Source organism: Helicobacter anseris (assembly GCF_003364335.1).
In the GTDB taxonomy this organism is placed as follows: Bacteria; Campylobacterota; Campylobacteria; order Campylobacterales; family Helicobacteraceae; genus Helicobacter_H; species Helicobacter_H anseris.
Window position 1 is genome coordinate 56,493 of sequence record NZ_NXLX01000009.1, and the last position, 6,589, is coordinate 63,081.

Here is a 6,589-nt window from a genome sequence, read left to right on the forward strand (position 1 = left end):
TTTACATTTTTTCTTTATAGTTTGAATTGCAAAATTTAATAAGGAGCAAAAATGCTATCACAAGAAACAATCAAACTACTCAACCAACAAGTCAATAAAGAAATGTATGCAGCAAACCTCTATCTTAGTATGAGTTCTTGGTGCTATGAACACAGCTTTGATGGTGCTGGAAAGTTTTTATTTAATCACGCAGGAGAAGAAAGCGATCATGCAAAAAAACTTATTACTTATCTTAATGAAACAGATTCTAAAGTAGAGCTTACTTCCATTCCTGCACCAAAGACAGATTTTAAGAATCTCTTAGAGGTGTTTGAAGAAACTTTTAAGCATGAGCAAGAAATCACAAAATCCATCAATAATCTTGTTGATTTTGTATTCTCAAATAAAGATTTTTCAACATTCAATTTCTTACAATGGTATGTTTCAGAACAACATGAAGAAGAAGCTCTCTTTAGAGGCATTCTAGATAAAATACGCCTTATTGGGAATGAGGGCAATGGTCTTTATCTTGCTGATGAATACATCAAAAGCATTGCTCTATCAAGAAGCAAATAACTTTAACAATACTTTAAAAAAACTTATAGTAGAATCTCAGCCAAAAAAGGGATTCTACTATGCTACTTATCAATGGCACTATTTGCGATTACTCTGGTATAAAAAAAGCTGACATACGAATCAAAGATGATAAAATCACTCATATAAACACTACTCTCTCCCAAGAAGAAAATGAAATTGTAATTGATTGTAAAGATAAATTTATCTTTCCTGCCTTAATTGATCTAGGGATTTATCCAAAAAACAAAACCCTATCTAGCCAAACCTTACAAACACTTTCAAAAAAGTGCTTTGGTGGGGGTGTGGGAAGCATTTTACTTTATGCAGATTGTAATCCAAAAACAAACACAGAATCCATCATAGAACTTGCCAATCTTATCAATCACACATTACCCCAAAATATTTTCTCAAGCATATATCCCTTTGATTCTAATAATAAAATTTCTAATATTGCTTCTTTGAAAAATCTTGGAGGCAGTGCCATTCATATTCATAGCCAACTTTTAGAAGGTCAGAATCTCCTCACACTCACACATTATGCAAATATGCTAGATATACCATTTATTAGCATTCCTTATGATACAGAACTTGCACAAGGAGTAATTGATGAGGGAATCTTGGCTACAAGACTTGGATTACCTAGTATTCCACCAATTGCATGGGAAAAAGAAATTATTAGAATGTGTGCCATTAGTGCGAATACAAAAAACAAAATGCTTCTCACACTAACTAATGCTTTTGAATATGTTACATTTTTTAATAGCAAGGGGGCAGATATTACCACTCAAACTCCTATCCATCACCTCATACTCAATGAGAGTTCCTATGAAAACTATGCGACAAAAGCAAAAATGTTCCCTCCGCTAAAAAGCAAAGAAAATCAAGAAAGCCTTATTAAAAAATTGCAACAAGGCGAGATAAAATGTCTCACAAGTCTGCAAAATGCCACTTATAACTCCCAAAAAGATGAAGTTTTTGAGCTTGCAAGCTGTGGAGTTGATATCATCAATCATTACTTCTCACTTCTTTATACTTTTTTTGTTAAAACAAATATTATTTCACTGCCAAAACTTCTTGAGTTATGTGCAAAAAATCAAGCAGATTTTCTAAAACTTAAAAAAGGTCAAATCGCTTGTGATTTTGACGCAGATCTTATCATTGTGGATTTGGAATCTAGCTTTATATGTGAAGATAGTTATTCTCCTTATTTCAACCAAACTCTTTTCTCAAAAATACAAAAAACTATTTTAGGGGGCAAAATCTATGAATAAAGAATTCTTCATATCCTACCTTCCTATGCTTCAAACATTAGGTATCAATGCGCTAAAAGCCATAGCAATTATGCTTATAGGCTGGTATTTTGCAAGATTTATGAGAACCAAACTCATTAAAATCTTGGCAAAAAAAGATGAAATCCTAGCAAATTTCCTTGCACAACTTGGCTTTATTATCTGTATCATCATCACCATCATCACTACTCTTGGCACACTAGGAGTGCAGACTACTTCTATACTCACAGTTGTGGGAACTGCTGGGGTAGCCATAGCTTTAGCACTAAAAGATTCTTTATCAAGTATTGCTGGAGGGATTATCCTTATTGTATTAAGACCCTTTAAAAAAGGAGATGTTGTAGAGCTTGGCTCTATTGCTGGAAAAGTAGAAGCGGTCAATCTTTTCAACACCTCCATTCGAATGGCTGATGATAGGCTTGCAATATTACCAAATCGCAATATTGTCAGTGCAAATATCATCAATTCTACTGATAGCGAGCGTAGAAGAATTGAATGGGTATGTGGAGTGGGGTATAATAGTGATATTGAAAAAGTAAGAAATATCATCAAAGAAGTCATTGCCAATATGGACAAAATAGATCAAGATTTCCCGCCATTTGTGGGTATCACAGATCTTGGTGCTAGCTCTTTAAATTTTACGATTAGAATCTGGGCAAAAATTGAAAATGGTGTTTTTAATGTCAGAAGTGAGCTCATTGAAAAAGTCAAAGTCGCTCTTGATAAAGAAGGCATTGAAATACCATTTAACAAACTTGATGTCACCATAAAGCAATAAAAATGAAAACAAAAGTAATTGGAGCAAGCAAAGTTTTTTTATGCAATGAAAACTTTGATATTTTAGAAAATGGTGCCATAGCATTTAATGAAAAAATCCTAGAAGCGGGTGACTTTCAAACACTTGCTTCAAAATACCAAAATGCAACCTTTTATGAGCAAAGGGTGCTTCTACCAAGCTTTATCAATCCACATATTCATTTTGAATTTAGCAACAATACAACAGCTTTTATCTATGGTGGCTTTGATAAATGGCTTACAAGCATTATGCAAAATAGAGATACTATCTTGCAAGACAACACACAAGCCATAAAAGAAGCTATAAAAGAACAGCTAGAAAGCGGGGTTGGGAGTGTAGGAGCTATCAGTAGCTATGGTGATGATATGATTGAACTTGCCAAAAGCCCCCTTAAAGTCTTATTTTTCAATGAAATCATTGGATCTAATCCTAGTGCGGTGGATTTTTTATATAGCAATTTTTTAGAGCGCTTAGAAGCCTCAAAAAAACTAGCTACTAAAAAATTTATCCCATCAATTGCATTGCATTCCCCCTATTCTGTGCATTACATACTAGCCAAAAAAGTCATTGAGCTTGCCAAAAGAGAAAATCTCAAGACTTCTGTGCATTTTTTAGAATCTCATCAAGAAAGAGAATGGCTAGAAAAATCTAGCGGATGGTTTAAAAGTTTTTATGAACAAACTTTAAAACTCAAAGATGCCAAATCTCTCTACACTATCCAAGATTTCCTTGCACTTTTTGAAGGAATGGATACTTTATTTGTGCATTGCCTTTTTGCAAACAAAGAAGAATTACAAAGTATATGCAAAAGTGGTAGCGTCATCTCTTGCCCAAGAAGCAACCGCCTTTTAAACAACAAAATATTCAATCTAGATTCCATACCCTCAGAAAAAATCTCAATTGCCACTGATGGCAAAAGCTCTAATAATAATCTAAATTTTCTTGATGAGCTAAGATATACCCTCTTTGCATATAACACAAAAGATCCTCTAGAACTTAGCAAAACTCTACTTCTCTCAAGCACAAATTTTGCCGCAAAAGCCCTAAAGCTAAATAATGGAATCTTGCAGAAAAACAAAGATGCGGATTTTACTCTCTTTGAAATTCCAAATATCACTGCCTCTTCTCAAGAAGCCTTGCAATTTATCCTACACGCAAAGAAAAAAGAAAAAATCTTTATCAATGGGGAAGAATTTTAGACAAAAAATGAAAAATTAGGGGGGGGGGGATAAGAAAATCTTAAGTTTATTTTTATTATCATTGCACTTTATTTTTTAAAATCTTTAAAAAAGGAGTTAATTACATGAAAAGAAATATTTCACTACTAACAGGGGGGGGGGGTATAAATAATTCTTTAAATGCCTCTTTCTCTTCAAATAATTCAAAAAGATTCTTCAAACCTTTAGTTGCTAGTTCTTTAGCTTTATTTTTAAGCGCAAATATTGCAAGTGCTACTTGTAATAGCACCACTTCAACTTCTGGTGCTCCTGTTTTTTGTTATGGTAATGATGCTAGCAGTGCAGCAGAATGGAAAGTATCTGGGATTTCTTGGAATGGTGGAGCTTCTGGTATCGGTGGAGGATTATTTTTGCCAACCAAAGATCAAACTGCCATAACAACACTTAAAATCAATTTTAATAGTGCTACTTCTTCTAATCCTTCTATTGCTTTTACTGATAGTAATGCGACAGGCACCATTACCACAAATAATAATTATTTTTCTATTGTCGGATCAGAATTCCAAAGTAGTGTTGGTGGTGGAAAAGGTATTCAAATAGGAAATACAGGAAATGGAACTCTGTATGTTGATCTTGGTTCACAAACAGGAAAAACTTTTGTTTTAGACTTAAGCAAAACACAAACAGGCAACACTTCTTTTGCCGGGAATATCACAGTGACTGGAGGTGCCAATAATGCAGATTTAAAATTCAAGGAAACCTTCAAGGGCAATATTATACTTAGAGGTTATGGTGCAAATCTTACGGCTACTTTTGAAAAAGAAATGATAGGAAATATTGGTGGTATTGGTGGAAATGGATCTTCTAGTGCCGGAACACTTACAGCCAAATTTAATAACGGGGCTAAACTCACTGGTAATATCCAAACTGGAAGAGCAGATGATGCTAATGACTTTGTAAAAAATGAAGTAACTTTTGATGGAGCAAACAATGCGACTGATATTGTAATGAAAGGAAATATTACTTCTTATGGAACAGGATATGCAAATTTACCTCCAGATGAAACAAGAGGGAATCATGTTACTTTTGCAAAAGGTTCATTGGAAGGCAATATTGAAGCAAGAGGAAGAAATAGTAGAAATGGTTTTAATGAAGTAAAATTTACAGATGCTAGTGGCGGGCAAAAAATTAAAGGGGATATTCTTGCTAGCGGAACCATATCGAATGCAAAAAATAGTGTTAGCTTTTCAGGCACAGGAACTGTTGAAGGAAATGTAAATGCTACGGTAGGAACTAACATTCTAACTTTTGGGGGGACAACCAATTCTATCACTGGTTCCGTTTCTGCAGGAAATGGATCCAATACCATTACTTTTGGAACTACTGCTACTTCTAGTGGGCAAACTAAAACATCTGCTATCAATACTATCAGTAAAGGTATTAGTGCTAGTGGTGGAACTAATACCATCACAGCAAATAATAGTGAGATTACTATCAATGGTAGTATAACCAACAATGCTGGAACAAACACTATCAAAGCAGAAAATGGAAATATTACTATTAAAAAAGCAGAGAACTTGAATGGCAGTATGATAATTCAAGTTAATGGTGGAGGAAATGCTACAAATACTATTTCTGCTCAAACACTTACTATTGATGTAGATAAAATTGAAGCTAGTGGGAATTGGGCTAGCGCAAATAAAAATGTAATTACTTCAACAACCAATGGAACACTTAAAACAAATACTATTACTGCCTCAACTGGCAAAACACCAAGCACCAATACTATAAATTTTACTAGCGGAGTAGTTGAAGTAGGTTCTGGGGGAATTAGTGCTTCAGGTGGAAAAAATGATATTGTTACAAACACCATAACAATTAGTGGAGATATCAGTGCTAGTAGCGGAACTAATACTATCACAGCAAATGCAAATAATAATAGTGGGATTACTATCAATAGCAACATTACTAACGATTCTGGAACAAACACTATTAAAGCAGAAAATGGAAATATTACTATCACGAAAAAAGATGGTAAAATTGAAACACGTGGAGGATGGGTTGCTACCAATACTATTACTGCAAAAAATATAACAATTGATGTAAATTCTATTACTGCAGTATATACTAATAATAATTCTAAAAGCACTAATACTATCACAGCAACAGAGAGTGGAAATATTACTGCAAATATCACAGCTCAAAATAAAGGTACTAATAACATCACCCTAAATGGAACAGGTTCTAATTCAATTACTGGTAATATCACAGCTGGAGGCGGAACTAACAACATTCTTATCAAGAATGCCGCTACTTCAATCCCATCAACTCCTAGTGGTGGAGCTTATACTACTTTAGATTTAAGTGCAACAGATTTAATCACGGCTCTAAAATCTCTATCAAGTCTCACAGGTAATATCACAACTAATAGCAATGGAAACAATAACATTGTCTTTGAAAATAAAATATGGATGCCAAGTCAAGTAAAAGTAAGTAATAATATTATGAATTTAGAAGGTATTTCTTCAGGAACTCTTACAACAAATGGTGGAACTACAAACTTAGTGTTAAGATTAGATTCTGCAACTAATTCAGGAGTAATTCCAGTTTATACTGTTAAGACAACAGGCGGAACAGCTAATCTTGTAATGCAAGGACCTGTAAATGTAGAGGCTGATATTGATTATGGCACTAGTGGAATTACAAACCTTATTTTTGCAAGTAATAATGATGGAAAAACAGCTGATGAATTTAAAAATGGAGTGGCGGGT

At 34.0% G+C, this 6,589-nt stretch carries 5 protein-coding genes; all 5 read left to right on the forward strand.

Translation table 11 applies throughout. The features are described from left to right. The first annotated feature begins 51 nt into the window (after positions 1 to 51). On the forward strand, positions 52 to 555 hold the full coding sequence (locus CQA57_RS04740; RefSeq protein ID WP_115579084.1) for a ferritin: 504 nt from the start codon (positions 52 to 54) through the stop codon (positions 553 to 555). 59 nt (positions 556 to 614) lie between these two features. Beyond that, positions 615 to 1,826 (forward strand): amidohydrolase family protein, encoded by a 1,212-nt coding sequence (locus CQA57_RS04745; protein WP_115579085.1) that lies wholly within the window; start codon positions 615 to 617, stop codon positions 1,824 to 1,826. After that, positions 1,819 to 2,622 carry a small-conductance mechanosensitive channel MscS gene (gene mscS, locus CQA57_RS04750; RefSeq protein ID WP_115579086.1) on the forward strand — a complete coding sequence of 268 codons (804 nt, stop codon included), beginning with the start codon at positions 1,819 to 1,821 and terminating at the stop codon, positions 2,620 to 2,622. The genes CQA57_RS04745 and mscS overlap by 8 nt, the downstream gene beginning before the upstream one ends. 2 nt (positions 2,623 to 2,624) lie before the next feature. After that, positions 2,625 to 3,839, forward strand: a complete 1,215-nt coding sequence (gene mqnF, locus CQA57_RS04755; protein ID WP_115579087.1) for an aminofutalosine deaminase family hydrolase — start codon at positions 2,625 to 2,627, stop codon at positions 3,837 to 3,839. A gap of 104 nt (positions 3,840 to 3,943) precedes the next feature. After that, positions 3,944 to 6,589: beta strand repeat-containing protein (locus CQA57_RS04760; RefSeq protein WP_147288348.1), on the forward strand; the 2,646-nt coding region annotated here is incomplete at its 3' end.